Annotated in this window: 20 protein-coding genes; 16 read left to right on the top strand and 4 right to left on the bottom strand. The window is 71.6% G+C overall.

Annotation, left to right across the window (positions count from 1 at the left end):
* Positions 1 to 160 precede the first annotated feature (160 nt).
* The 5 genes from BM041_RS00100 to BM041_RS00080 all read left to right on the top strand — a co-directional run bounded on the left by BM041_RS00100 (position 161) and on the right by BM041_RS00080 (position 7,675).
* On the top strand, positions 161 to 937 hold the full coding sequence (locus BM041_RS00100) for a winged helix-turn-helix domain-containing protein (protein WP_092953679.1): 777 nt from the start codon (positions 161 to 163) through the stop codon (positions 935 to 937).
* A 259-nt stretch (positions 938 to 1,196) separates the two neighbouring features.
* A complete protein-coding gene (locus tag BM041_RS00095; protein ID WP_245761859.1) occupies positions 1,197 to 2,417 on the top strand; it encodes a glycosyl hydrolase family 8 in 1,221 nt (406 codons plus the stop codon).
* A gap of 50 nt (positions 2,418 to 2,467) precedes the next feature.
* Positions 2,468 to 4,951, top strand: coding sequence for an ATP-binding protein (locus BM041_RS00090; protein ID WP_092953673.1), 2,484 nt, complete (start codon positions 2,468 to 2,470; stop codon positions 4,949 to 4,951).
* A gap of 152 nt (positions 4,952 to 5,103) precedes the next feature.
* The gene (locus BM041_RS00085; RefSeq protein ID WP_092953670.1) at positions 5,104 to 6,588 is read left to right on the top strand and encodes a flagellar hook-associated protein FlgK; all 1,485 of its coding nucleotides are present in this window, start codon (positions 5,104 to 5,106) and stop codon (positions 6,586 to 6,588) included.
* 13 nt (positions 6,589 to 6,601) lie between these two features.
* Complete coding sequence (locus tag BM041_RS00080; RefSeq protein ID WP_175533637.1) at positions 6,602 to 7,675, top strand: flagellin; 1,074 nt, start codon at positions 6,602 to 6,604, stop codon at positions 7,673 to 7,675.
* Between the two features lie 233 nt (positions 7,676 to 7,908).
* Here BM041_RS00080 and BM041_RS00075 read toward each other — a convergent pair whose 3' ends face one another.
* Positions 7,909 to 8,724 carry a lytic transglycosylase domain-containing protein gene (locus BM041_RS00075; protein ID WP_092953664.1) on the bottom strand — a complete coding sequence of 272 codons (816 nt, stop codon included), beginning with the start codon at positions 8,722 to 8,724 and terminating at the stop codon, positions 7,909 to 7,911.
* A 189-nt stretch (positions 8,725 to 8,913) separates the two neighbouring features.
* On the opposite strand from BM041_RS00075, the gene BM041_RS00070 reads away from it, so the two are divergent.
* The 5 genes from BM041_RS00070 (at position 8,914) to BM041_RS00050 (ending at position 13,385) form a co-directional block, all read left to right on the top strand.
* Positions 8,914 to 9,363, top strand: coding sequence for a flagellar assembly protein FliX (locus tag BM041_RS00070; protein ID WP_092953661.1), 450 nt, complete (start codon positions 8,914 to 8,916; stop codon positions 9,361 to 9,363).
* Positions 9,364 to 9,441: 78 nt separating this feature from the next.
* Positions 9,442 to 10,218 carry a response regulator transcription factor gene (locus tag BM041_RS00065; RefSeq protein WP_139225912.1) on the top strand — a complete coding sequence of 259 codons (777 nt, stop codon included), beginning with the start codon at positions 9,442 to 9,444 and terminating at the stop codon, positions 10,216 to 10,218.
* A gap of 26 nt (positions 10,219 to 10,244) precedes the next feature.
* A complete protein-coding gene (locus BM041_RS00060) occupies positions 10,245 to 11,285 on the top strand; it encodes a flagellar motor protein MotB (protein WP_092953655.1) in 1,041 nt (346 codons plus the stop codon).
* Positions 11,282 to 12,142: a flagellar motor stator protein MotA gene (gene motA, locus BM041_RS00055; protein WP_092953652.1), complete on the top strand. Its 861-nt coding sequence runs from the start codon at positions 11,282 to 11,284 to the stop codon at positions 12,140 to 12,142. The genes BM041_RS00060 and motA overlap by 4 nt, the downstream gene beginning before the upstream one ends.
* 67 nt (positions 12,143 to 12,209) lie before the next feature.
* Entirely contained in the window at positions 12,210 to 13,385 is a 1,176-nt protein-coding gene (locus BM041_RS00050) for a cupin domain-containing protein (protein ID WP_175533636.1), read from the top strand.
* 21 nt (positions 13,386 to 13,406) lie between these two features.
* Here the strand turns inward: BM041_RS00050 and BM041_RS00045 are convergent, their stop codons facing one another.
* Positions 13,407 to 14,066: a LolA family protein gene (locus tag BM041_RS00045; RefSeq protein ID WP_092953646.1), complete on the bottom strand. Its 660-nt coding sequence runs from the start codon at positions 14,064 to 14,066 to the stop codon at positions 13,407 to 13,409.
* Between the two features lie 179 nt (positions 14,067 to 14,245).
* On the opposite strand from BM041_RS00045, the gene BM041_RS00040 reads away from it, so the two are divergent.
* From BM041_RS00040 to BM041_RS00020, 5 genes are all read left to right on the top strand, one after another.
* Positions 14,246 to 14,530, top strand: a complete 285-nt coding sequence (locus BM041_RS00040; protein ID WP_092953643.1) for a hypothetical protein — start codon at positions 14,246 to 14,248, stop codon at positions 14,528 to 14,530.
* An 80-nt stretch (positions 14,531 to 14,610) separates the two neighbouring features.
* A complete protein-coding gene (locus BM041_RS00035) occupies positions 14,611 to 15,399 on the top strand; it encodes a fumarylacetoacetate hydrolase family protein (protein ID WP_092953640.1) in 789 nt (262 codons plus the stop codon).
* Between the two features lie 140 nt (positions 15,400 to 15,539).
* Positions 15,540 to 17,675 carry a peptidase domain-containing ABC transporter gene (locus BM041_RS00030; protein ID WP_092953637.1) on the top strand — a complete coding sequence of 712 codons (2,136 nt, stop codon included), beginning with the start codon at positions 15,540 to 15,542 and terminating at the stop codon, positions 17,673 to 17,675.
* A gap of 62 nt (positions 17,676 to 17,737) precedes the next feature.
* Entirely contained in the window at positions 17,738 to 19,063 is a 1,326-nt protein-coding gene (locus BM041_RS00025; RefSeq protein ID WP_175533635.1) for an HlyD family type I secretion periplasmic adaptor subunit, read from the top strand.
* A 30-nt stretch (positions 19,064 to 19,093) separates the two neighbouring features.
* Positions 19,094 to 20,800, top strand: coding sequence for a methyltransferase domain-containing protein (locus BM041_RS00020; protein ID WP_092953631.1), 1,707 nt, complete (start codon positions 19,094 to 19,096; stop codon positions 20,798 to 20,800).
* Between the two features lie 134 nt (positions 20,801 to 20,934).
* Here BM041_RS00020 and BM041_RS00015 read toward each other — a convergent pair whose 3' ends face one another.
* Both BM041_RS00015 and BM041_RS00010 read right to left on the bottom strand, forming a co-directional pair.
* Positions 20,935 to 22,755 carry an O-linked N-acetylglucosamine transferase, SPINDLY family protein gene (locus BM041_RS00015; protein ID WP_217648570.1) on the bottom strand — a complete coding sequence of 607 codons (1,821 nt, stop codon included), beginning with the start codon at positions 22,753 to 22,755 and terminating at the stop codon, positions 20,935 to 20,937.
* Positions 22,756 to 22,759: 4 nt separating this feature from the next.
* On the bottom strand, positions 22,760 to 24,733 hold the full coding sequence (locus BM041_RS00010) for an O-linked N-acetylglucosamine transferase, SPINDLY family protein (protein ID WP_092953628.1): 1,974 nt from the start codon (positions 24,731 to 24,733) through the stop codon (positions 22,760 to 22,762).
* A gap of 239 nt (positions 24,734 to 24,972) precedes the next feature.
* Between BM041_RS00010 and BM041_RS00005 the strand changes: the two genes are divergently transcribed.
* Positions 24,973 to 25,668 (top strand): hypothetical protein (locus BM041_RS00005; protein WP_456303949.1); only part of this gene is annotated, 696 nt, incomplete at its 3' end.

The raw sequence follows: 25,668 nt of genomic DNA, 5'->3' as shown, positions 1-25,668 counted from the left end.
CAGAGTCGACCAAACACATGAACGAGAGTCCGCGGCGGTGACCAACCCTTAAGAAAGCCGACTCGATCCTGAGACCCCCTGCGGCGACAGTGATGTCGTTACGGATCGAGGGCGGACGAACATCGTTCGCTGCCGGGCGAAGATCGCGAGGGATACCGACATGCGCATTCTGGTTGTCGCTTCCACCCTGCCGGCGGGACACAGGCTGAAGGTTGCCCTGGGGCACGAAGGCCTGATGGTGGATACCGTCGCGCTGGATGATGATCCCGGCGCCGTCGCCGCCCAGACCGGGCCCTACGACGCCATCCTGATCGAGGCCGCCGGCCTCAGCCACGCCGTCATCGCCGGCATCCGCGCGGTGGCGCGGCAGCGGCTCGGCGTTCCCGTCGTGGTGCTGGTGGCGTCCGCGACGCCGGAGAGCGAGTCGGAGGCCCTGGATGCCGGCGCCGACGATGTGCTGATGGCGCCGATGGCGATCACCACCCTCGTCGTCCGCCTGCGCGCCCTGCAGCGCCGCATGCTCGGCCACCTCTCCGCCTGGATCACCATCGGCAACACCACGCTGGACCAGGCGAAACTCGCCCTCACCGTCGATGGCCGCGATGTCCGCATCACCCGCCGCGAATTCGACGTGCTGGAGATGCTGTTCCTGCGCCGCGGCAGCCTGGTGACGAAGGCCGACTTCCTGCAGCGCCTCTACGGGTCGGATGAAGGCCCGGACAGCCGCACCCTCGATGTCTTCATCTGCAAGGTGCGCCGCAAGCTGGCCGCGGCCGGCGCCGCGGAATTCATCCGCACCGCCTGGGGCCGCGGCTACATGGCGGAGGAACCGCCGCTGTCCGCCATCGCCGCCGCCCGGTCGCGCTTCGCCGATGGCCATCTGCGCCGCCCGAACCGCCTGACCAGCCCGGCCAAGGCGTGGGCAGAGGCCGCCTGACGGCGGCGGGGGCCGAAGCCCCCGGCAACCCTTAACAATCCAGACCAGGACCCACCCGGATGGCTTCTCCGGGCGGGTTTTGCCGTTCCGGGCGCCGCACGAAACACGCTGAATTTTCCCCGGCGTTTTCCGATGCTTGCGGCCCGTCTCTGAACCTTCACGACCGAACCCGACGCGCATTTCACGACGCAATGCGGCAACGATGTGCCAAGCCCGTCATGCCCCAGGAGGGGAGCCCTGGACGGTGCGGAGGAGTACCGTGGCCATCACTGAAGCGTCCTGCACGCCGCCAGCGCCCGCGCAACCCGCGCGGCCTGGTGCCGTGCTGCCCGGGCGGCGTGCCCTGCTGACCCTCGGCCTCGGCGCCGCGGCAAGCCTGACGCTCCGCCCGCGCACCGTCGCCGCCCCGGCGGCGAATCCCGGCATCCTGCACCTCCCCCCCGCGCCCCCGCTCGCCTCCAGCGCCGACAGCCGCGACATCGCGGAATGGCGCGAATTCCGCGACCGCTTTGTGACCCGCGATGGCCGCGTGATCGACAGCGGCAATGGCGGCGTCTCCCATTCCGAAGGCCAGGGCTTCGCGATGCTGCTCGCCGAATGGTGCGGCGACCGCGTCAGCTTCGAACGCATCCTCGGTTGGACGCGCACCAATCTCGCCCGGCCCCGCGACAATCTCTTCGCCTGGTCATGGCGGCCGCACCAGGCGATTGCCGTACCCGACAACAACAATGCCACCGACGGCGACATCGCCATCGCCTGGGCGCTGCAGCGCGCCGCCGAGCGCTGGTCCGTGCCGGCCTGGGAAGACCTGGCCGCCGCCATCACGCAGGACATCGTGAAGCTCTGCACGCGCGACATCGCCGGCCGCACCGTGCTGCTGCCGGGCGCCTATGGCTTCACGCGCCCCAATGCCTGCGTGGTCAATCCGTCCTACTACAACCTGCCCGCCATCCGCTCCCTCGCCGCCCTGGTGCCGGGGACGGAGATCCGCCGGCTGGAAGCCGATGGCCGCCACATCCTGGCCGCCGGCCGCTTCGGCGCCTGGCGCCTGCCGCCGGACTGGCTGCACATCGATGCCGCGACCGGGCGCATGACACCCGCCACGGGCTGGCCGCCCCGCTTCTCCTGGGATGCCATCCGCGTGCCGCTCTACCTGGCCTGGGCCGGGCTGCATGAGGCGGAGGCGGTGCGCGCCGCGGCGACCTTCTGGGAAGCCGCGCGGCCGGACACGCTGCCGGCCTGGACCGATCTGCACACCGGCGCGCTGTCCCCCTATCCCGGGCATGAGGGGGTGCGCGCCGTGGCCGCGCTGACCCTGGCCGCGCGCCAGGCCGGCGGCATCGTCCGGCCGGCATTCCCGCCCGTCGCCACGGCGACGGACTATTACGCCGCGGCCCTGATCATGCTGGCGCGCATGGCGTCCATGGAAGCGGGGCGTGATGCCGCAGCCGGCTGGGTGCCGGCCGAAGGCGCCGCCTGATCGGGCGGAAGAACGTTTCCACGCCGGCCCGGATGGGGCTATGGGCAATCATGGGACTTCGCGCCGGTCTCCTCGGCAAGGACAGCAGAAGCGGCAACGGCGCGACGCGTACCGTGCTCGTCGTCCTCGTCCTGCTCGTCGCCTTGCCCGCCTGGCTGGTGGCGGAGGCGGTGATCGACCGGGCGGAGAAGCTCAGCGCGCAGGACGCCTATCTCCGCGCCGGTGCCGCCGCCGCCGCGGTCGGGCACGTCGCCTCCCATGTCGTGGACGATGCCAGTTTCGCCGCCGTGCTGGCGCGCCGCTGGATGGCGCACCGCCTCAGCGGCGACGACAGCGCGCGGCGGGAGACGGAGCAGATGATGCGCGCCATCATCAGCGAAGCCGCGGCGGGTCGCACCACACTCGCCAACATCATCATCGCCGGCCCGGCCGGGGAGACGGTGTGGCATTCGGATCCGGAGATCCGCCCCTTCTCCGTCGCCGACCGCCCCTATTTCATGGAGGCCGCTTCCGGCCAGCAGGGCCTGCCCGTCAGCGCGCCCTTCGCCGGCCGCGCCACCACCCAGCCGCTTTTCGCCGCCGTCGCGCGGCTGGAGGATGAGGCCGGGCGCTTCGCCGGTATCGTGATCGCCTCCATCAGCCCGCGCGACGTCTCCGCCCGCCTCGCGCAGATGACGCCGCGGTCGAACGACGTCGTCGCCATCCTGCGGCAGGAAGGCGAATTGCTGGCGCGGAGCCATGATGTCGCCTCGCTCCTCGGCCTCATCATCCCGTTGCCGGCCGAGGCGGTCGCCTCGCTGCGGCGCGGCGGGAGCTTCACCTTCCGGCAGGCCAATCAGGTCAGCGGCCGCGACCAGTTCATGGCCGTGCAGGCGGTGGACGACACCAACCTGATCGCCTTCGCCGCCGTGGATGCGGAAGCGGAGATGGAGGCGATGCCGATGCTGCGGGGCGCGGCGCGCGCCGCGGTCCTCGCCCTCTCGGCCGGCGTGCTGCTGGCGCTGCTCTTCGGTCGCGTCGCGCGGCGCAACATGGCGCTGGCCGACATGGCCGCGGTGCTGCGCCAGGGGCGCGAACAGGTGGAACGGCTGCATGCCGGGCTGCCCGTCGGCCTCTTCCTCCTCGATGTCACGGCAGATGGCACGGCCCGCCTGCTCTACCGCGCCGGCGGCGCGCAGGACCCCCCGGAGGACGCGCTGCGTGCCGCGCTGCTGGAGGCGCTGGCCACGGGCACGGCCGGCTTCGAATGGGTGGCGCCATCCGCCTTCGCGCCCCGCCCCACCCTGGCCACCAGCCTCCATCGCCTGTCGATCCGCGCCGATGGCGGGGGAGAGGTCGTGGGCTACAGCCGGGACGTGACGGCGGAGCGGGAGGCAGCGGCACAGGTGGAAGCCGCGCGGCGGGAGTTGGACCGCACGCTGGAAGCGGCGCCCATCGTGGTCTTCCGCGTGACCATCGCGCCCAATGGCCGCGGGACCAAGACCTATGTCAGCCGCTCCATCGAACGCTTGACCGGCTGGCCCTACGACCGGATCAACGCCCCCGGCGGGCTGCGCGCGATCTTCGATCCGCCGCAGGCCGGCTATACCGGGGACCGCACGCTGTTCGCCGGCGCCGATGAATGGTCGAAGGATCTGCGGATACGCTGCGCCGATGGCCGGCTGCTGGCGGTGAAGGTGACGCTGACCGTCATCGCGCGCCTGCCCGATGGCAGCGCGGATGCCGTCGGCTACATCGCCGATGTCACCGCCGAACGCGCCGCCGATGCCCGCGCCATCGCCGCCGCGCGCCTGGCTTCGCTGGGGGAGATGTCGGCCGGCCTGGCGCATGAACTGAAGCAGCCGCTGCAGGCCATCGCGCTGGCCGCCAACAATGCCCGCACCGCCATGCGGCGCGACCGCGTGGATGTCGCGGAACAGCGGCTGGACCGCATCGCCGGCTACACCCAGCGCGCCGCCGCGCTGATCGAGCATCTGCGCCGCTTCGCCCGCGGCGTGGACGAGCATGCGCCACCCCAGCCCGTGCCGCTGGCCGAAGCGGTGGAAGGCGCCATGGCGCTGACCGGCGGCACGCTGCGCGAAGCGGGGATCGAGGTCCGCTGCACGCTCGGCGACCCATCGCCCGTCGTCATGGGCCACCTGGTCGCGCTGGAACAGGTGCTGGCCAACCTCCTCGCCAATGCCGGGGACGTGCTGGCCGCCCTGCCGCCGGAAGCCCCGCGCTGGATCAGCCTTGCCGCGAAGCCGGCGGCCGATGGCTTCACCGAATTGCGCGTAGCCGACAGCGGCGGCGGCCTGCCCGGCCTGGTGCTGGACCGGATGTTCGAACCCTTCGTCACGACCAAGGGCCCCGATCGCGGTACCGGGCTCGGCCTGTCCATCTGCCATGGCCTGGTGGTGGCGATGGGCGGGCGCATCGCGGCGGAGAACGGGCCGGACGGCGCCATCTTCACCATCCACCTGCCAGACGCGCCAGCGGCGGCGCCCGCCGACCTTCCCGCCTCCTCCCCTGCCGCCGAAGGCGGCAACGGTTAATCCAGGGGTCACATCCCGGGCGTCTCCTCCCTCGGTCGGAGTGCCGCCCTGGCGGCCTTCCGGCTTGGAAGACCCAGACAGGCCGGGAACATCCTGGCGGAGGATGAAGCGGTGGCCGGGATGGAAGCCTGCAAGGCAGAGGGATCGCCGTCATGAGCCTGGAATCCGCGCTGCTGCGGGCCACGGCCGGCATCCGCGTCACCTCCCGCCAGATGGAGGCCACATCCCAGAACGTCGCGAATGCGGGGGTGGAGGGCTACACCCGCAAGACCGTGCGCGGCGAACAATCGGATGCCGGCGTCCGCAGCTCCACGCCCCAGCGCGACGTGGACCGCGCGCTGCGCAGCGAAGCCCGTGGCGCGCGCGGTGAAGCCGCGGCCGCGGCGCTGCGCGCCGGCGTGCTCGGCCCGCTCGCGGAACTCGAAGGCGCGCCCGCCGACGGCGCCAGCATCGGCGGCCGCATCGGGGCGCTGCGTGACCGGCTGACGGAACTGCGCGCGAACCCGAACGACACCGCCGCGCAGGGTGAGGCGCTGGGCGTCGCGGAGGATGTCGCGACGCAGCTGAACGACCTCTCGGCCGCGGTGACCCGTGCGCGGCAATCGGTGCAGGACGGCATCCGCGCCGATGTCGATACCGCCAACAGCCTGCTGCGCAACGTCGCCGCGCTGGACCAGCAGGCGCGCGGGATGCGCAGCGCCGGCCTGGATGACAGCGGCCTGCTGGATCGCCGCGACGCCGCGATCGGCCAGCTTTCCGACCTCATCGGCGTGACGCCGGCGGAAGGCCAGGACGGGACGCTGACGCTGATCCTGCAGGGCGGCGCCGTGCTGCCGCTGGATGAGAAGGGGAGCCCCCTCGGCATCGCCGATACCGTCGTCGCCCCCGGTTCCTATCACGGCGCCCCCGACGGCACCCTACCGGGGCTGACGCTGAACGGCGTGCCGCTGTCCGACGTGCCGCGCGGCGGCCGCATCGGCGCCGGCCTGGAATTGCGGGACGAGACGCTGCCGCGCATGACGGCGGAACTCGACACGCTGGCCGCCACCATGGCCGGGCGGCTGCGCGAACAGGGCCTGACGCTCTTCACCGACAGCAACGGCGCCGCGCCGCCCGCTTCCGGCAGCGCGCAATCCGTCGGCTTCGCGCAGCGCATGATGGTGAACCCCGACGTGAAGGCAGCGCCCGCGCTGCTGCGCGACGGCACCAGCGACGTGCCCGCCTTCCCGCCCAACCCGAACGGGCAGGCCGGCTACACGAAGCTACTCGACCGCGTGCTGGACTTCGCCTTCGGCAACCAGCGCGCCGCGGGGGTGCCGCATACCCCGATCCCGGGCACCGGCCTCGGCCCCGGCGGCACGCTCGCCTCCTCCTTCTCGCCCCCCCGCGCGCTGCTGGACTACGCCGCGGCCCTCACCTCCGCCCATGCGACGGAAGCCGGCGAGGCGACCGCGGAGGAAACCACCACCGCCACCCTCGCCACCCAGATCAATGCGCTGGTGCAGAAGCGGGAAGGTGTCGACGTGGATGCTGAGATGGCGTCGATGGTGACGCTGCAGAATGCCTATACCGCCAATGCGCGCGTGATCTCCGCCATCCAGTCGATGTGGGACGCGCTCATGGGCATGGTGCGCTGAGGGAGTCATGGCCATGACCATTTCCGGCTTCGCGGCCATCGATCGCGCCTCCGAAGCCGCCAGCCAGCTGCGTGCGCGGCTCGCGGACCAGACGCGGCAGACCTCGGGCGGCCAGCGCGCCGCCACCTATGCGGGCCTCGGCGGCGATGCGCGCCGCGCGATCGACCTCCGCTCCGAAGTCGCGCGCCACGAATCCCTCGCCCGCGCCGCGGAACGGGGGGAGGCACGCGCCGCCGTCACGCAATCCGCGCTGTCGCGCCTTTCCACCATCACCACCGACATGGTCGCCACCGCCACCGCGCTGCTGAGTGGCGGCGCCACGCAGGTCAGCGCCGCCGCCATCGGCGCGCGGTCCGCGCTGCGGGAGGTGACCGGCATGATCAACGAACGCTACCAGGGGGAGAGCCTGTTCGGCGGCGCCGACCTGGATGGCACGCCCATCCCCGGCCGGGTGGAGGACGGCAACCTGTTCGCCGCCATCCGCGATGCCATGAAGGGCATGGCGAGCGGCGGCGGCGGCGCGCTGCGCGCCACGATGCGCGACCTGGGCGCCAGCAACGACCCGGCCATCACGCCCTTCTCCGCCTATGCCACCGCCGCCGCGAATGGCGAGGTGGAGGACAGCCTGGCCTCTGTCCCGGTCAGCGAAGGCGGCGCCGTGGAGATCGGCCTCTACCCCAACCGCAACGCCGGCGCGATGCCGTCCAGGGATGCCGACAGCACCGGATCCTGGGCGCGGGACCTGATCTACAGCCTCTCCGTCATCGCCAATCTCGACCAGCTCGGCACCACCGGCGGCGCGGACTACCAGCAGGTGGTCACCGGGGCGCTCGGCGCGCTGCGCGCCGGCCTCTCGGGCGTGAGCGACGAGGCCGCGGGCCTCGGCACCGCGGAGCAGCGGCTGTCGGATTCCCGTGTCCGCCACAGCGACCTCGCGACGCAGCTGGAAGGCCAGCTCTCCGAGGTCGAGGGCGTGGACCTGGCGGAGGCCATCAGCCGCGCCCAGGCCACCCAGACGCAGCTGGAGGCCAGCTACCGGTCGCTGGCCATGCTGTCCAACCTGTCGTTGACCAAGTTCCTGGGCTGATCCCGGGCGCCATCGCCGGGCTGGGGAAGCCGCGCCGTCCCGCAGGGGGTGGCGCGGTTTTTCGTTGTCTGGACTGGAGAGTTGGGGAAGGCGCTGCCTTCCCCAAACCCCATCCGCCAGGGGCCAGCGGGCCCCTGTACCCCAGGCCTGAATGAACGGGGATCGAAGGGGCCGCTGCCCCTTCGCAGGGGGTTGCAGGGGGACGGCGTCCCCCTGCGCTCAACCACCGTCGCTCAGAACAGCCGCCGGTTCCCGATCCCGCCCAGCCCGACCTCCGCCACCACATGCGGCGCCCGCGTGGCGGCCACCTGCACCGGCGCGGCACCCGATGCCGGGTTGGCCGCCGGGGCCGGTAGATTCTGCCCACGTCCCGCCACCGGGATCGGCGCAGCGCGATAGGCATCCAGCGCCCCGCGCGCGGGCGGCGCGGCGGCCTGGATCCCCACGCCGCCGGGCGCCACGGGTGCCACGGGCGCGGCCGCCAGGCGGGGCACGGCGGCCGGCTCCGGCGTCGGCGAACGACGCTCATTCGCCATCACCGCCGCCAGGCGCGCACGGTAGCGTTCCGCGAATTCGGGCGTCTGCGAATGGTAATGCCCCGCCGCCACCGTCCAGTCCCCCGCGCGCTGCTGCAGCGTCGTCAGGAAGCGCGCGGCGTAGCGCGCATTCGCCTGCGGGTCGAAGGCTTCCTCGAGGCTGGCAAAGGCATTCGGGTGGTGGCGCAGGTTGATCTGCATGCAGCCCACATCGATGGACCGCATGCCGGAAGCCTGCAGCGCGCGCACCGCCTCCATCGCCGCCTCCCGCGATGGGAAGAAACTGCCGCGCCCCTCCGCATTGATCACCCAGGGCCAGGGGTCGAAGCTGCCGGTCTGCGGATCGCGCCGCCCGCTTTCCACGCGCCCGATGCCAAGCAGCAGGCGGTCGGGAATGGCGAACTCGGCCTCCGCCGCCGTGATCGCGGCGCGGCACAGCGCGACCTGCGCGCGCGCAGGCGCGCCAGCCAGGACCAGGGACAGCAGCAGCAGGGAAGCCAGGATGCGGATCATGCGCGATGCGTCGCAACGCCCATGCCAGCACCGCTACCACCTCTGAACAGCTGCGATCATCCCGAGGCGCGCGGTCACGAAGACCGGCGTGGCTGAAGGCCGGGACGGCGCCGACCGTACTGTTCACACCGCAGAAATCGACGGCGCGCAAACGGGCAATCGAGAAATCCAGAAGGGGTAGCCCTGCCCATGTTGCGCGTCGCCACCACCGCCGCCCCGCCGCCGCCGATCGCGGCATCGCGGCTGCGCGCGATGCGCGGCGATTTCGGCGCGTTGCTCGGCGCCCATGGATTCAACGGCGGCGAAGCCGATGGCGGCGTCATGGCCAGCACGGGTCCGCAATGCGCCACCGGGCTGCTGGCGATCCAGGGGCATGACGATCCGCCGCCACGCCGCCGGCGCCCTTCCCCCCAGGATGCGGCGACGCAGGGCCTGGCGCTGCTGCGCGACATGCAGCGCCGCCTGCTGGCCGAAGAACCGCCCGCGATGGAGGTGCTGGAAGCCGCCGCGGCGGAAGCCGAAGCGCTGGCGGCGGAGGGTGCCGAGGCGCGACGCGTCTGCGCCCCCGTGGCGCTTCGCCTGCGCATCGAGATCGCCAAGCGGCTGCCCCCCGACCTCATCACCAGCGGCCACGCGTAAGGCGCGGTGGACATGTCCTTCTTCAGCGTCGTCCCGGCGCCGCCCACACACCCTGCGAAAAACGCGAGGCAAAGACCGATGAGAATCCTGCTCGGCGTCACGGCTGACGATCACGCGCCGCTGCGCCGGGCTCTGGCGGGTTCCGGGCGCTTCGTCGAACAGGCGGATGATCTCGACGGCATCGGCGCCACGACGGCGGAAAGCGGTCCCTTCGATGCCGTCGTCCTCAGCGTGGCGGATCTGTCGCGGGAAGCGCTGCCGGTGCTGCGGGACATCCGCCGCCACGGCGTCCAGGCGCCCATCCTGGTCATCGCCGGCCCGATGACGCCGGCGGAGGAAGCGACCGCGCTGAACCATGGCGCCGATGACCTGGTGGCGCGCCCAGTGGCCAGCCCCGTCGTCGTCGCGCGCGTGCAGGCGATGGTGCGGCGCACCGCAGCGCATGCGCCCTCCCTCCTCCTCTGCGGCAATGTCGCGCTGGACCGGGACCGCCAATCCGTCACCGTCGATGGCCGCCCCGTCACCATCACGGGCCGGGAGTTCGAGGTGCTGGAGACGCTGCTGCTCCGCCGCTCCGCGCTGCTGAGCAAGGAGCGTTTCATGAGCCGCCTCTACGGCGATGAGGAAGGCCCCGACCAGCGCATCATCGACGTCTTCGTCTGCAAGCTGCGGCGCAAGCTGGCGGCGGCCGGCGCGGCGGAGATCGTCCGCACCGTCTGGGGCCTGGGCTATGTGGCGGAAGACCCCGGCCCGGCCGCCGTCGCTGCCGCGCGGGACCGTTTCGCCGCCGGCCAGCCCCGCATGCGCCGCGCCCATCTGGTGCCCGCCGCCGGCTTCGGCCTGGCCGGCGCCTGACCGCGGCAAGGGCAGGAGAAACCCCGATGCCGAAGCCCGGTGGCAAGGGCAACATCGCCCCGATCGTGATCAAGCGGATCGAGGAAGGCGAGCACGCCCATCACGGCGGCGCGTGGAAGATCGCCTATGCCGACTTCGTCACGGCGATGATGGCCTTCTTCCTGCTGATGTGGCTGGTGAACGCGACGACGGAAGCGCAGCGCCGCGGCATCGCCGACTATTTCGCGCAGCCCAACGACCTGGCGCGCGGGCCCAGCGGCTCGGGCCAGCCCTTCGGCGGCCGAAGCCTCTACAGCGATGGTCCCCTCATCGCCGACGCGCCGCTGGTGCCGATGATGCGCACCGCCCAGCCCGGCCTGGATTCGGAGGAGGAGGAGGAAGGCCCGGAGATCCGCCTGCCCCGCCCCTCCGCCCGCCAGCAGACGCCGCCCGCCCAGGCCGTGCCGGAAGGCGATGCCATGGCGGATGCCGCCCGCCGCGCGGGAGAGCTGGAAGCCGCGCTGCGCGGATCGGACAATGCCGCCCGTCGCGGCTCCGTGGACAACGAGGCGCTCCGCCGCGCCGCCGAAGCCGCGCGCCAGGAATTGCTGACCCGCGCGGCGGAGGAGATCCGCCAGGCCGTCCGCAACGACCCCGCCTTGGCCTCACTCGGCCGGCAATTGATCGTGGAGGAAGTGCCGGAGGGCCTGCGCATCCAGCTGGTGGATGCCGAAGGCCAGCCGGTCTTCGAAACCGGCCGCGCCGCGCCCAATGAACGCGGCCGCGCGCTGCTGCTGCGCGTGGCGCAGGTGCTGGCCCGCCTGCCCCATCCCATCGAGGTCACGGGCCACACCGATGCCGCACCCTTCCGCAGCGGCGGCGAACGATCGAACTGGGACCTTTCCGCCGAACGCGCCAATGCCACGCGCCGCCTGCTGGTCGATGCCGGCATCACGGACCGCCGCATGCGCAGCGTGACCGGCCGCGCCGAACGCGAACTGCTTGTCCCCGCCAATCCGCTTGATGCCGCGAACCGACGGGTCGCGGTGCTGATGCTGCTGCCCGCCCAAGGAGTGACTGCGCCATGATCCTGATCGCTGGCCTCGCCATCCTTCTGGCCTGCGTCTTCGGCGGCTACATGGTCGCGGGCGGCCAGATGGGGCCGATCCTCCACGCCCTGCCCTTCGAGATGCTGATCATCGGCGGCGCCGCCGTCGGCAGCTTCCTCATGTCCAACTCGATGTCCGACGTGAAGCACACGATGGGCGGCATCGGGAAGGCCATCAAGGGCAGCCGGTACAAGACGCAGGACTACCTCGACCTCGGCGTGCTGCTGCACAAGCTGCTGAAGGTCGCGCAGTCCAAGGGTGCCGCGGGGCTGGAGCCGCATATCGAGAAGCCGACGGAAAGCCCGATCTTCCTGGCCTACCCCCGCATCATGGCGGATCATCACGCGACCTACCTGATCTGCGACTACCTGCGCATGGTCGGCATGAACGCCGACGATCCGCACCAGATCGAGGACATCATGGCGAGCGAGCTGAAGAAGGTGCGGAACGAGGAGCTGCACGCCGCGCATGCCCTGCAGAACATGGCGGATGCGCTGCCCGCGCTCGGCATCGTCGCCGCCGTGCTCGGCGTCATCAAGACCATGGGCTCCATCGACAAGCCGCCGGCGGTGCTGGGCGCGATGATCGGATCGGCGCTGGTTGGCACCTTCCTCGGCGTGCTGCTCGCCTATGGCCTGGTCGGCCCCATCGCCGTCCGCCTGAAGGGCGTGGTGGAGGAGGATGCGCGGTTCCTGGAGGTGATCCGCGCCGTGCTGGTCGCGCATCTGCATGGCAACGCGCCGCAGGTCGCGATCGAGGTCGGCCGCAAGACCATCCCCTCCGGCCTCATGCCCAATTTCGCCGCGATGGAAACGGCGCTGCAGGAGGCGAAGTAGCGCCCCCTTCCCTGGATCACGCTCCCCGCCGATGATGCACCATCGATCGGCGGGGGGAATGACGGGCATGGCTGGGATGGCGGAGGAAGCCTGGGCGCTGGGCTTCGGCGATATGTCGGTCGAGGATGGTTTCGCACTGCGGGAGAGCACGGATTGGCGCCACTTTCCCGCCAGTGACCCCGCCCGCTACGCGCCCCTGCTCTCCATCGCGGACCTCGATGCCTTCCTGGCGACGGATGCCGCGCGGCGGCCCCGCATCTCCATGGCCGATGGCAACCGCCAGGGCGGCGCGGGGGTGCCGGAGGATGAGTATGCCACGGCCGATGGCGCGGCCGACCTGCCCCGCCTGTTCCACGCCTTCGACCGCGGGGCGACGCTCGTCATCTCCCAGTTTCATGAACTGCACCCGGCGCTGGGGCGCTTCTGCCGGGGGCTGGAACAGGTCTTCCTGCATGCGGTGCAGGCGAACATCTACCTGACGCCCCCCGGCGCCCAGGGCTTCCGCATGCATTACGACACGCATGACGTGCTGGTCCTGCAGGTGCAGGGGGAGAAGCACTGGCGCATCTGGCCGGGCCAGCCCTTCCCGGCCCCCACCCGCCGCACCCCCTGGGTCGGCGGCGTGGAACCGCTGGCGGAGGCGGTGGAGATCACCATGCGCCCGGGCGATGCCCTCTATGTCCCCCGTGGCGTGCTGCACGATGCCGCTGCGCAGGATGGCGCGGCGCCGTCGCTGCATGTCACGGTGGGCTTCATGGAACCCTCCTTCGCCAGCGTGCTGCGCATGGCGGTGGACCTGCTGGAGGAGGCGGAACCCGCGCTCCGTGCCGCCTTTCCCACCTGGCGCCTGGCGGATGGCCCGGGCGCGCTGGCGCCCCTCGCCCAGCCGCTGGCGGCCATGCTGGCGCAGCCTGCGTCCCTGGAACGCACCGCCCTCGCGCTGCTGGACCGCCTGGCGATGGACCGCGCGCCCATGCTCGGCCGCGGCCTGTTCCCCCGGATGCCGGGCGGCACCACGCGGCTGCGCCTGGCGGGCGGGCTGTTGCACGCCCTCATCCCCGATGAGGAAACCGGCGGCGCCTGGCTGCGCTGGGCCGGGGACCCGCTGGCACTGACGCCGGCGGAGGCCGGATGGATCGGCGCGCTGGCGGAAGGCACCACGCCCGATGCGCTGGGCGACGGCGCCCTCGCCTTTTGCCACCGCCTCACCCGGCTGGGATTGCTGGAGGAGGATGGCGACTGATGCGCCCCCCCGCGTCGGCGATCACCCCCCCCGCCTCAGCCCTTCCTGCTCCATGAAGGTCGGATCGTTGAAGTCGAACAGCTTGTTGTCGAGGCGCACCCCCGTCTCGACCTCATAGAGCGTCACCCGCGTCTCCCGCCCCTGCGCGTCCAGCACCGTCCATTGCCGCAGCTCCATCGGCTGTTCCTGGAAGGCCAGCGTCAGCCGCCCCTCCTGCGGTGCGCCGGTGCGGTGCAGGCCGATGCGGAGGAAGCCGCCCGTCCGCTCCGTCCCGGTCACCGTGATGTCGCCGGAGAGCCGGATCTCCTGCCGCAGCAGCAGGCCGAGCGGGGTGGAGGAAGCGGGCACGGTGCTGGGTTGCCGCAGTTCCCGGTCATACATCATCACCTGCCCACCGGAGGCCACGAGCAGCATCGGCTCCGGCGGGTTGTAGTCGAAGCGCATGCGGCCGGGCCGGCTGATCAGCGCCGTGCCCTCCGCCGAGGCGCCGTTCTGCGCCACCTGCAGGAAGCGCGCCTTCAGCGTCCGCAGCCCGTTGAGATAGGCCTCCACCCGCGCCACCGCCGCGCGGTCGATGGCCGCCGCGGCGGGCGGCGGCGGTGGCGCGGTGGGCCGGGATTGCTGCGCCAGCGCCGGCGGGGCGAGGATCAGGGCGGCGGCGATCAGGGTGCGTCGTTGCATGGCTGGCAGATGGCCCATCCGCGGTCCTGCGGAAAGTCCCCGCGGGATTTACCCGTCGTCAACCCTCGGTGCGCTTTATTGCCCCCACGCGAACCGGGCCAGAACGCCCGGGGGCCAGAAAGGCCGGCACCACCCGAGGAGCGGGATCCCCTACCACGATCCCGGTCACGGAGCTTCCCATGCCCTTCGATTTCGCCCCCGCCTCCTTCGCCGCCAACACCCTGATGCCGATCGATGCCGGCACCATCCATGGCGTGCCGCGCCACGAGCTGGTGGCCCATGCGATGGAGCAGCTGGCCCCCGGCCTGCGCGGCCAGGTCGCGGAGATCGAGCTGACCGCCGGCGGCCAGTTCTTCCACATGGGGATGGTGTTCGACCAGGTCTCCTGGCGCGCCGTCTGGCGCCGCCCCGGCCTGCCCGTCGCCTCCGGCAGCTTCCCGGTGTGGAACGGCGCCCCCGTCTGACGCCTGCCGGTTTGACGCGACGCGCGCAACGCCCCTAGCGTCCCCGGCCCGCGACCTGCGGGACTCAGGGAGACGCCTTCATGTTCGATGCCCCGCAGACGCGCGACGCGCGCATCGCCGGCGCCGCCGCCCTGCTGGCGGATATCCGCCGCGGCCGGCGCGACAAGCCGGAAGGCCTGCCCGCGGTGCTCTGCCCGCTCGACCAGGCGGAAGCGGAAGCCGTGCAGATCGCGACCTACGCCGCGCTGGGCTGGTCCATCGCGGGGTGGAAGGTGGGCCGCGCCAATGCGCATGTCTTCGCCGCCCCCCTGCCCGATGCCGCCCTCGCCCCCGTCTCCGACAAGCCGCTCCGCCTGCCGCTGCACAGCGGGATGGAGCTGGAAGTGGCGCTCCGCCTCACCCGCGCGCTGTCCGCCGCCGACCTCGCCACCCTCACCCCCGCCGCCATGCCGGACATGGCGGAGATGGTGATGCTCTTCGAACTGGTGGAAAGCCGCTACGCGCCGGGGGCGAAGCCCTCGGACCTCGAGAAGATCGCCGACGTCGTCTCCAATGGCTGCTGCGTCGTCGGCCCCTCCGTGGGCCGCTGGACCTGGCCGGATGTGGAGAATGCGGCCATGCGCCTGACTGTCGATGGCATCGAGGTCGCGAAGCACGAAGGCACGCATCGCGCCATGCCGATCGCCGCCTTGATCGAGGCCTGGCGCGACCGCTGCCTCGTCATCGGCCATGCACCGACGGCAGGCGAGGTCGTCACGCTGGGCAGCCTCACCGGCATGCTGCCAGTCCCCGCGGCGGGCGGCGTGCTGCATGGCGAATTCGCGGGCCGCGGGACCCTGACCATCACCGTGGGACCGCTTGGCGCCTGAAGGGCGCTAACCCCCCGTCAAGCCTCCCCGCGCTATCCCCCAGGGCCGGTAATACGCCGGTTGAGGGGGAGAAGCCCATGACCTACGCCGACCCGCAGGATCGAACGGCCCGGCCCGCAGGCTGAACGCGCGCGCGCATCATGCCTCCCGCCCTCACGGCGATCCGCTGCGTCTTCCTCGTCGCCCTCCATCACGGGCTGCGCCTGCGGCCGGACCAGCTGCCGGCCATGGCGGAGGGCGACATGCTCGCCCCCGTGCTGCGCGCGCTGCGCGACGCCGGGCTGAAGACGCGCGCGCTGCGGGGCTGCGGCTGGGACAAGGCCGCCTCCCTCGGCACCGCCTATCCCGCCCTGCTGCTGAAGCGCGACGGGTCCTGGTCCGTCCTCGTGCAGATGGTGCCGGGGCCGGAGGGCACGGGCATGGCCGCCGTGCTCGACCCCGCCGCCGAACATCTGGGCGTCCAGCTCATCGCCCCCGACCGCTTCATGGCGGAATGGGGCGGCACGCTGCTGCTGGTGAAGCGCGTGCATCGGCTGACGGAGGATGACCAGCCCTTCGGCTTCCGCTGGTTCCTGCCGGAGATCATCCGCCACCGGCGCCTCTTCGCCGGTGTCGCCGTCGCCGCCATCGTCGCCAACCTCATCAGCTTCGCCACGCCGCTGCTGATGCAGGTGCTGATCGACAAGGTCATCACCCACCAGGCCTACCAGACCCTGGTCGCCGTGGTGGCGGTGTTCCTGCTGCTGACCGTCTTCGACAGCGCCTTCAGCTACCTCCGCCAGCAATTGATGCTGCTGGCCAGCAACAAGATCGACGCGAAGCTCAATTCCCGCACCTTCCGCCACCTGATGGGCCTGCCGCTGCATTTCTTCGAATCGCACCCCGCGGGGGTCCTGGTGCGGCACATGCAGCAGACCGAGAAGACGCGCCACTTCCTCACGGGCCGTCTCTTCCAGGTGATGCTGGATGCGCTGCTGCTGCCGGTGCTGCTGGTGTTCCTGGCGCTCTACAGCGGGGTGCTGACGGCCGTGGTGCTCGGCTTTTCCCTGGCCATCGCCGCCGTCATCGGGGCCATGGTGCCGTCCTTCCGCCGGCGCCTCGATGCCCTGTATCAGCAGGAAGGCGCACGCCAGGCCTACCTGGTGGAAACGCTGCACAACATGCGCGCGGTGAAGTCGCTCGTGCTGGAACCCGCGCGCCAGAAGGTTTGGGACGACCGCATCGCCGGCGCCGCGCGCCAGCACGCCGCGGTCGGCCGCATCTCCGCCGCCGGCAACGTCATCACCTCCACGCTGGAGAAGCTGATGCAGATCGGCGTGCTCGCCATCGGCGCGCTGCTGGTCTTCGACGGGTCGCTCACCATCGGCGCGCTGGTCGCCTTCACCATGCTGTCCAACCGCGTCACCGGGCCGCTGGTGCAGATGGTCGCCCTGATCAACGAATACCAGGAAGCCGCGCTGTCCATCTCCATGCTCGGCACGGTGATGAATACGCCGCCCGAGCGCGGCGCGCATGACCGGACCGCGCGCCCCACCATCACCGGCGCCCTGCGGTTCGAGAATGTGGTCTTCCGCTACCCCGGCGCCGCCACCCCGGCGCTGGACCGCGTGACCTTCGCCGTCGGCGAAGGCCAGGCCATCGGCGTCGTCGGGCGGTCGGGCTCCGGCAAGACCACCGTCACGCGGCTGATCCAGGCCATCCACGCGCCGCAGGACGGCCTCATCCAGTTCGACGGCGTCGACATCCGGCACATCGACCTCGACCATCTCCGCCGCTCCGTCGGCATCGTGCTGCAGGACAATTTGCTGTTCCACGGCACGATCCGGGACAACATCGCCGCCGCCCGCCCCGACGCCACGCTCGATGAGATCATCGAGGTCGCGCGCCTGGCGGGGGCGGAGGAATTCATCCGGCGCCTGCCGCTGTCCTACGACACGATGGTGGAGGAAGGCGCGACCAACTTCTCCGGCGGCCAGCGCCAGCGCATCGCCATCGCCCGCGCCCTGCTGACCCGCCCGCGCCTGCTGATCTTCGATGAGGCGACCAGCGCCCTCGATCCGGATAGCGAGGCGATCATCCAGCGGAACCTGGCGGAGATCGGGCGCGGCCGCACCATGATCATCGTCTCCCACCGCCTGTCATCGCTGGTGCAGGCGGATGCGATCCTGGTGCTGGACCAGGGCAAGCTCATCGACTGCGCACCGCACGCCGTGCTGCTCGAACGCTGCGACATCTACAGGCACCTATGGCAGCAGCAGACACAGCACCTGCACTAGCGCCGGCAGCGCCCCCGGCGGCGGCACCGGTCGCCCTCGCGCGCATCGGCAGCAGCAGGCGCGTGCGGGGAAAACCGCCGCGGCTGGCGCCGGAAGCGATCGAGTTCCAGGACGACCTGGACCGGCTGATCGAGGAACCGCCACCCCCCTCGCTCCGCTTCTGGCCCTGGGTGCTGGCGGCGCTGCTCGGCGGTCTCGTCACGCTGGCCAGCGTGGCGGAGGTGGATGTGGTGGTCACCGGCAGCGGGCGGCTGGCCGCGGATGCGCCGCCGCTGGTGGTGCAGCCGATGGAACGCGCCGTCATCCAGGAAATCCGCGTCCGTCCCGGCCAGGTGGTGGTGCAGGGCCAGATCCTGGCGTTGATGGACCCGACCTTCGCGGAAGCCGATCGCCTTTCGCTGGTCGCGCAGCGCCGCAGCCTGGCCGCACAGATGGAACGGGTGGAAGCAGAACTTGCGGGCCAGCCCACGCCCATGCCGCTGACCGCGGATGGCACGCTGCAATCCCTGCTGCTGGCGCAGCGCGCCTCGCTCTACGCCGCGCGCATGGCCGGCTACGCCGCGGATATCCGCGCGCTCGAATCCTCCATCGCGGCGCTGCGCGATGGCGATGCCATCCGCGCCGAACAGACCGCCATCGCGGCGGAGGTCGAATCCATGCGCGGCCGGCTGCTGGCCAGCCAGGTCGGCTCCCGCCTCAACGCCCTCGCCGCCCGGTCGGACCGGCTGCGTGCGGAGCAGGACCAGCGCCAGGCGCGCCACCGGGCGGAGGAACTGACAGGCGTGCTCGCCGCCAAGAAGGCCGAACGCGACGCCTTCCGTGACGATTGGCGCCGCCAACTGCTGGAGGAACTGGTGCGCCTGCGCGGCGAATTGCAGCGCACGGAGGACCAGCTGGCGAAGGCGGAGCGCCTGGCGGCGATGAGTGTCCTCGTCGCGCCGGAGGATGGCGTGGTGCTGGACATCGCCCGCCGCTCCGCCGGTTCCGTGCTGAGGGAGGCCGAGGCGCTGGTCACGCTGGTGCCGATCAACGCGCCGCTGGTGGCGGAGATCACGCTGCGCTCCAGCGATATCGGCCGGCTGCGCGGGGAGGATCCGACGGTGGTGAAGGTGGACGCCTTCCCCTTCCAGCGCAACGGCGTGCTGCAGGGCCGGCTGCAAAGCCTGGCCCCCGATTCCCAGCCCCGCGAAGGCGAGGCACCGGGCCCGCCCGTCCACCGCGCCCGCATCACCTTCGACACGCCCAGCCTGCCCGATGCGCCCCCGGGCTCGCGCCTCATCCCCGGCATGACCGTCACGGCGGAAATCCAGGTCGGCGCGCGCCGCGTCATCGCCTTCTTCATCGAACCGCTCCTGCGCGGCTTCCGGGAAAGCATCCGGGAACCGTGACCCCCCTTCCTCCAGAACGGAGACTCTGCCGTGTCCCACGATGATGGCTTCGTCTACGGGTCGGACGCCAATCCGGACCTGCTGTCCCGCATCCCCCGCGATGCCGCGACGATCCTCGATGTCGGCTGCGGCGCCGGGGCGCTGGGCGCCGCCTTCCGCCGCATCAACCCGAAGACGCGCGTGATCGGCATCGAACCCGATCCCGCCCTGGCGGCGCGCGCGCGGACCCACCTGGCGGAAGTGCTGTCCCTGGACATCGAGGCGACCCGCCCGCCGCTGGAGGACGGTTCGCTGGACGCGATGATCTTCGGCGACGTGCTGGAACATCTCCGCGATCCCTGGGCGGTGCTGAAGCGCGACGCATCGCTGCTGTCGGACCAGGGTGTGCTGCTGGTCTGCATCCCCAATCTGGAACACTGGTCCTTCGCGGCGCGGCTGCTGGCCGGCGCCTGGAACTACGAGGATCACGGCCTCTATGACCGCACGCATCTCCGCTGGTTCACGCCACGCATGATGCAGCAGGCGCTGTCGGATGCCGGGCTGGTGCCGATCGAGGTCGCGCCCCGCATCTTCCTGCCCGAACAGGCAGAAGCCTTCGCCGCCGCCCTGGCGCCGGCGCTGCGCACGCTCGGCATCGACCAGGCGGGGTGGCTCGATCGCAGCAGGCCGCTGCAATATGTCTGGCGCGCCACGCGCCGCGCGCCCCGCACCATGATCGTGGGCGCCCGCACCCTGGCCGATCCCGTCGCCGCGATGGCGGAGGTCCGTGTGCTTCAACCGATGCGTGACATCGCGACCGCGCCCGGCATCGGCACCATCGCCTCCGCCGACCTGCCCATGCCGCCGGGCGGCGCGGAGATCGACCGCGTGATGGTGCTGCAACGGCTGTTCCTGCGGCCGGGCGCGGAATCCCTCGGCTACATCCAGGGCCTGCGCGGCAGCGGCGCCGTCATCGTGCAGGAATTCGACGATGATCCCGAACGCTGGCCGGACATCGCCGCGGCGAATGACATGACCTTCCGCGCCGTCCACGCCGTCCAGACCTCGACACCGCGCCTGGCGCGCCTGCTGCGGCAATGGAACGCGGAGGTGGAGGTCTTCCCCAACAGCGTGGAGACGCTGCCCATCCCGCGCAATTTCCGGGATCCCGGGCAGCTCACGATCTTTTTCGGCGCGCTCAACCGCGAAGCGGATATCGCGCCCTTCCTGCCCGTGCTGGACCAGGCGATGGCGGAGGCCGATGGCCGCCTGCGGATCGAGGTGGTGCACGACCGCGCCAGCTTCGACGCGCTGGCCACGCCGCACAAGCGCTTCACGCCATCCTGCGACTACGCGACCTATCGCGGCATCATGGCGGGGTGCGAACTGGCCTTCCTGCCGCTGGCCCGGACGCGCTTCAACAGCATGAAGTCTGACATCAAGGCGGTGGAGGCCGCGTCGCATCGCCTCTGCTGCCTGGCCAGCCCGACGGTCTATGAGGACAGCATCCGGGATGGGGAGACCGGCGTGATCCTGCCCGACCCCGCCGCGCTGCTGGCCGCGCTGCGCGGCTTCATCGCCAACCCCGATGCCGCGCGCGCCATGGCGGAAGCGGCGCATGGCTGGGTCAGGGATGAACGGATGGCGGCCTATCAGATGCGGCGGCGGATCGACTGGTACCGGTCGCTGTGCGACCGGCGCGTGGCGCTGGATGCGGCGCTGGAGGCGCGGCTGGCGACACTCGCGCGGGCGGCTTGAAGGGGGAGCGCTGCTCCCCCTTCACCCCCTCGCCAAGGGCCAGCGGGCCCTTGAAACCCAGGCCATTGACGATGGTCCAGGGGGGTCTCCCCCTTGGCGGATAGGGTCCGGGAAAGGCGGCGCCTTTCCCGGAATCACCCGCGCAGCATCACCCCGCGCAGGCTCGCCTCCAGCCGCGTCGTGAAGGTCGCCGTATCCCCCAGCGTCCGCATCCACGCATCCCCCGCCAGCGCCGCCTTCGCCCGCGCCTGCATCGCCGGCTGCGTCGCCAGCGCCACTGCCCGCGCGATGTAGTCCGCGCGGCTGGTCACGATCCCCTCCGGCAACCCGATCGCCGCCAGCAGGCTGCCCGCCATGCGCGATGCGAAGGCCTGGCCCGACAGCGTCAGGATCGGCAGCCCCATGCGCAGCGCATCGGACGCCACCGTGCCGGCATTGTAGGGCGTGGTGTCGAGGAACAGATCACCCAGCGCCAGCCTCGCGCGATACCGCGCGGGATCGACGCGCGCCGCGAAGACCAGCCGCTCAGCCCCGATCCCTGCTTCCGCCGCGCGCGCCAGCAGGTTGCGCCTGCCCGGCGGATTGTCGTCCACCAGCCACAGCACGCTGCGCGGCACCTGGCGCAGGACCTCCATCCAGGCGCCCCACATCTCCTCCGTGATCTTGTAGTAGTGCGAGAAGTTGCAGAAGACGAAGGCATCCGCCGGCAGCCCTTCCTCGGCGCGGGAGACCTCGGGCAGCGCGATCGGCTGCGCGTCATTCGCCTGGTAGAGGCCCGGCAGCGGCAGCGGCGCGGGCGCATAGAGGCCCGCCGTCTCCGCGGGGATGGTCCGCCCGTCGCAGATCAGCCAATCCAGCTCCGGCACCGGCACCGGCCCGATATAGCCGAGCCAGGTCGCCATCACCGGCGCCGGCTTCCAGCGCAGCGCGCCGAGCCTGGCGCCGCGCGTGAGGCCATTGAGGTCGATCAGGATGTCGATCTCATCCGCCCGGATGCGCCGCGCCACATCCTCCTCCGACAGCGCGCCGACGGGGATGTGGTGGTCCAGCGCGGCGATCACGCGCGCGCGGATGTCGCTGCCATCCTCGGGGGAGGAGCAGTAGCCGAAGACCTCGAACTGCGCGCGGTCATGCCGTTCCAGCACTTCCGCGATCAGGAAGCTCATGGCATGGCGGCAGAAATCGGAGGAGAGGTAGCCCAGCCGGATCCGATCGTGCCGGTAGCCGCCCTCCGGCGCCAGGCGCTCCGCCGCCGCCGGCACCTTGCGCGCCACCCATCCGGCGGCGATGCGGTTCTGCAAGGCCACGTCGTCGAACAGCGCCAGCGCGCCGAGCGGCCCGGCATTCAGGCACAGTTCCTCAAGCCCCAGGCCGGGGATGTCGGGCTCCAGGATCGGCCAGGCGCAGATGCGCTGGCGGAGATGCGTGAAGTGCTGCAGCACATCGGGCTGGTGCGGATCGATCAGCAGGCTGGACCGCAGCGCCGCCACCGCTTCCTCCAGCGCGCCGCGCAACTCCAGCAGCCGGCCGCGATGGTTCAGCAGCGTGATCCGCGCATCATCCGGCTGCAGCGCCTGCTGCCACGCCGCCAGCGCGGCGTCCGCCTGGCCGGTGGCTTCCAGCGCCAGGCCCAGATTGACGGCCGCCTGGTGCAGGTCGGGCTTCAGCAGCAGCGCGTTGCGATAGGCGGTGATGGCATTGCCATGGTCGCCCGCCTGCGCGAATTCGACGCCGAGGTTGAACCAGGCGGCGAAGCCCTGCGGCGCCCCCGCATTGGCCCCGATCCAGGCGCGATAGCCCGCGATGGCGATGTCCCGCCGCCCCCGCGCCACCGCCGCCTCCGCCCGCGGCAGCACCGCTTCCAGGCCGAGCCCGGCGAAGCGTGGATCGTCAAGGGTTGCGCCGGCGCCGGCAAAGAACTCATCGAGCCAGGTGGGATGGATGCTGTCGAGCATGGCCTCACGCCGCCTCCGCCTGGGTGGCCGCGCCGGGCCAGAACCGTCGATCCGCCGCCAGGGGGCTGAAGGCGTCCCGCCGCGCCAGCGCATCCCGCCACCGCGCCGCCAGCGCCGCGCCATCCGCCGGCGCCGCGCCATCCAGCGCGAAGTCGGACCCGATCTCGAGGTACTCGGCCAGGTTCGTCAGGTCCGGCCGCGGCAGCCGGCCGCCAGTCACATCCCGCCACATGCCGCGAAACAGCCCTTCCAGCGCGCGCACGAGCGCTTCCGTGTCGAACAGCACCGAGGTCATCCGCCCCGCCAGCAGGCGCGCCCGCGCCTCGGCCAGGGGCGCGGGATCCGTGGCGAGCGCGATCGCGCGCCGCACATACTCGTCCCAGTCCTGGCAGAGGAAGTCGCCCATCCCCGCCGCCCTCACCAGGCTGCCGCAGACGCGTGACGCGAAGCTCTGCCCCGGCACGGTCAGGATCGGCGTGCCCATCCACAGGCAGTCCGATGCCGTGGTGTGCGCGCCATAGGGCCAGGTATCCAGGAACAGGTCGGCCGCGGCATAGCGCGCCACGTGGTCGGCGTTGCGAAGCGGCGGCGCGAAGATCAGCCGCGCGGGGTCGATTCCCGCCGCGGCCGCGTGGCCACGCAACGCCGCCTCCGCCGCCGCGCCGCCCTGGATCAGCCACAGCACGCTGCCCGGCGTGGCGCGCAGGATCGTCATCCAGCGATCGAAGACGAAGCGCGTGATCTTCTGCATCCCGTTGAAGCAGCAGAACACGAAGCCCGCCTCCGGCAGGCCGAGCACGCTGCGCGGCGGCGTCGCGCTCACCAGGCGGTGGCGGTCATTCGGCTGGTAGCAGGGCAGGCGCCGCACCGCCTCGCTGTAGAAATGCTCCCGCTCCGGCGGGATGATCGCCTCATCGGCGATGATGTAGTGGTGGAAGGGGCTGCCCATGGTGCCGGCGAAGCCCAGCCAGTTGACGATCACCGGCGCCGGCCGCCGCGCCAGCAGCCCCAGCCTGCCACCGCGCGTATGGCCGTTGAGATCGACCAGGATGTCGATCCCATCGTCGCGCATCAGCCGTAGCGCCGTGTCGTCGTCCAGCGCGATGATGTCCCGCCAATGCTCGACGGAAGCGCGGATGCGCGCCTTCGTCGCATCCTCCCGCGCGATGCCGCAATCATAGACGAAGACCTCGAAGGACTGGCGGTCATGGTGGCGGAACAGGTCGGCCGTCAGGTGCCCGACGGCATGATCCCGGAGGTCGGAGGACAGGTAGCCGATCCGTCGCCGGCCGCGTCGCTGGAACTGCGCGGCGAAATCGGCCGTCACCTGGAAGTCCGCCGGCACCGGCGCTTCGCGACGGGTGCAGGCGGCGGCGTGCGCCAGCAGCAGCATCGCGTCGTCGGTCATGTTCGCCAGCGTCAGCGGCGCCGCGTCCCGCAGCAGCGCGGCCTTCGCCATGCCGGCCGGCGGTTCCAGCAACGGCCAGGCACAGCGGCGCTGGCGCAGGCTGAGCCAGCGCTGCAGCACGTCGCGCTGCGCGGGATCGAACTCCAGCACCTGGCGCAGCCCCTCCTCCGCCGCCTCGAAGGCGCTCAGGTCCTCCTGCAGCCGGGCCATCTGCTTCATCGCACTGCCGCGGTTGGCGATGCCGTCGCGCGTCACTGCCTGCAGGGCATTGGCCACGTATTGCCAATGCTCCAGCGCCTGCACCACCTCCCCCCGCCGTTCATGGGCAAGGCCGATGCTGATGAAGGGTGGCAGGAAGCCCGGGTTGCGCTGCGCGGCGAGGCGATGGGCTTCCGCCGCCTCGTCATGCCGGCCTTCCCGTTCCAGCAGCACCGCCAGGTTGAAGGCGGCGGCGTAGAGCAGCGGATCCCCGCCCTGCGCGGCGATCCAGCCCCGATAGGCCATGATGGCATCGGCCGCCGGCATGGACTGCGTGGCGGCGATGAGGTCGGCGATCCTGGCCTGATGCATGCTCCGTTCCTGGCGCAGCGCTGGAGGTCCTCCGCTACGCCGCCAGGGCTGAACAAGCGGTTAGCAATTTTCCGGATCGGGATCGCATCGGCTTTCACGAAGCGGAAACCCATCGGCAGCTACGGTCGCGGCGAGCCGGGAAGACAAGATGTCCCCCCCGCGTCGGCGCCTGTGATCCGCCCTTCAGGGACGGACGGTGCTGGCTTCGCGATTGCGATCCTCCGAATTGGAGCGGGCCGATGTCGATCCTTGCTGGCTTCACGACGACCCAGATTCAGGGTCTCACCACCACGACCATCGGTGTCCTCTCCACGACCGACATGCGCGCGCTGGTCTCCACCCAGCTTGCCGCGCTGACGACGACCCAGGTTGCGGTGCTCAGCAGCACGCAGCTCGCGGCCCTGACCAGCACGCAGATGGCGGCGCTGGAGACCACCGACCTCGGCGTGCTGACCACGACCCAGTTGCGGGGCTTCGGATCGACGCAGCTCGTCGGGCTCACCACCACCCAGCTCGGCGCCCTGACGACCACGCAGTTGGGTGGCCTCACCTCCACCCAGGTCAGCGGCCTCACCACCACCCAGGTCGCCGCGCTCACCACCACCCAGGTCGAGGGCTTCGGGACGACCCAGATCGCCGGCCTCACCTCCGGCCAGGTCGCCGCCCTCTCCACCACCCAGGTCGGCGCCCTGAACACGACGCAGATCGGTGCCCTCTCCACCGCCCAGATCCGCGGCATGGAGACCACTGACCTCGCCGCCCTCACCACCACCCAGGTCGGCGGCCTGACCTCCACCCAGCTCGGTGCCCTCAGCAGCGTCCAGGCCGCGGCGCTGGAGACCACTGATCTCGGCGTCCTCACCACCACCCAGTTCGCCGGCCTGCGCTCCACCCAGCTCGGTGCGCTCACCACCACCCAGATCGGCGCGCTGACG

Origin of the sequence: Falsiroseomonas stagni DSM 19981 (assembly GCF_900114315.1) — a bacterium.
Classification (GTDB): domain Bacteria; phylum Pseudomonadota; class Alphaproteobacteria; order Acetobacterales; family Acetobacteraceae; genus Falsiroseomonas; species Falsiroseomonas stagni.
Note: the sequence above shows the minus strand (reverse complement) of the source record. Positions and strands in the feature narration are given on the sequence as shown.